This is a genomic window from Neisseria sp. P0021.S007 (genome assembly GCF_051956855.1).
This window is the reverse complement of record NZ_JBQCXA010000068.1, coordinates 1-1,399: the sequence shown is the minus strand read 5'-3', so window position 1 is coordinate 1,399 and position 1,399 is coordinate 1. Positions and strand designations below refer to the sequence as shown.

1 protein-coding gene is annotated in these 1,399 nt (G+C 50.3%); it reads right to left on the bottom strand.

Annotation, left to right across the window (positions count from 1 at the left end; genetic code table 11):
* On the bottom strand, window positions 1-1,210 hold a 1,210-nt coding region (cysG, locus tag ACTHUR_RS11120), incomplete at its 3' end, for a siroheme synthase CysG (RefSeq protein ID WP_440398611.1).
* Window positions 1,211-1,399 lie beyond the last annotated feature (189 nt).

Here is a 1,399-nt window from a genome sequence, read left to right as displayed (position 1 = left end):
GTGTAGAAGGCTGTCTGCCATAAGCCATCAGTTTTTCCGCAATCTCGGTCGCTTTAAGCGTCCACATATAGATTACCAACGTTTGGCGGCTTAAAGCCAAAGTCTGCCAATCGGGCTGACTGCCCTCGTGTTTGCTGTGGCCGGTCACAAATAAAGCACTTTGGGCGCAATCGCGATGGGTTAACGGAATACCGGCATAAGCAGTGGCACCAAGCGCGGCAGTAATGCCCGGCACAATGCGGTAAGCAATTCCGGCCTGATGCAGGGTTTGCACTTCCTCCCCGCCGCGCCCGAACACAAAAGAATCGCCGCCTTTCAACCTCACCACGCGCTCACCTTTTTGAGCATGTTCAACCAATAGACGGTTGGTTTCTTCCTGCTGGACATGATGTGCGCCGGCGCGCTTGCCCACGCTGATTTTCACCGCATCTTTACGCACCATCGCCAAAATCTCATCCGACACCAAAGCATCGTAAAATACGGTATCCGCAGCCTGAATCGCCTGCAAAGCATGTATGGTCAGCAAGCCCGGATCACCCGGCCCTGCGCCCACCAAAACCACTTCGCCGCCAAACGGCGTTTCCCGGTTTAACTGCGTGATCAATTCACGTTCTGCCGCCTCGATATTGTTTTGGGCTGCAAAAATACTGAAACGGCTGTCGAACAACTTTTCCCAAAAATAACGGCGTCGTTCGACATGATGAATTGTCTGTTTAACCTTTTCGCGCCATTTTCCGGCAATACGCGCCATCGTGCCCGTATGCAGCGGAATCAATGTTTCAATAATCTGCCACCATTTCCGCGCCAATACAGGCGCAGTACCACCGCTGGATATGGCTATCTTCAACGGTCCTCTATCCACCACGGCAGGCACGATAAACGAACACAAATCCGCCGTATCCACCGTATTGCACAATTTCGCCCGTCGTTCCGCTGCGTCAAAAACACGGCGGTTAAACATGCCATTATCCGTCGCCGCAATAACGAAATACACCTCTTCCAACATGGCTTCTTCAAACAAACCGCCCAGCCAAACTATTTTCCCTTCAGCCGCCCATTGCTGAAACTGCGGATTCAAAGTTTCCGCAACAACGCGCACGCGCGCTCCTGCAGATAACAGGCTTTCCGCCTTGCGCTCGGCAACCTTGCCCGCGCCTGCCAGTAAAACTGGGCGGTCTTTTAAATCGGCAAACAAAGGATAATGGCTCATGGTCGTGCTCTTACTTTATCAATGATTGTCCGCCGATATTAAAGGCCGTCTGAAAAAATAGGAAAGAATGGTTTCTGATTTTCTTATGGTGTTTGGTTATATACCTGCCACAACAAAATAAGTTATAGCAGCAAACACAAAACAGAAGCAGAAAATTTCAAAATAAACGATTAGGAGATAGTGCAACAA